Consider the following 238-nt stretch of genomic DNA (forward strand, 5'->3'; position numbering starts at 1 on the left):
CCCCGTCCCCTCCAACTACCACACCACCCTGCAGAACTTCGCCGACCTCGGCGTCGACGTCCAGATCACCGAGCTGGACATCGAAGGCTCCGGCAGCTCCCAGGCCCAGCAGTACCAGGGCGTCACCCAGGCCTGCCTCGCCGTCGCCCGCTGCACCGGCATCACCGTCTGGGGCATCCGCGACACCGACTCCTGGCGCGCCTCCGGCACCCCGCTGCTGTTCGACGGCTCGGGCAAC

Annotated in this window: 1 protein-coding gene; it reads left to right on the forward strand. The window is 70.6% G+C overall.

The window, feature by feature from the left end; genetic code table 11:
- A partial coding sequence (locus tag OQ02_RS39935) for an endo-1,4-beta-xylanase (RefSeq protein ID WP_033443891.1) occupies positions 1-238 on the forward strand: 238 nt, incomplete at both ends.

It is taken from the genome of Saccharothrix sp. NRRL B-16314, from assembly GCF_000716595.1.
Classification (GTDB): domain Bacteria; phylum Actinomycetota; class Actinomycetes; order Mycobacteriales; family Pseudonocardiaceae; genus Actinosynnema.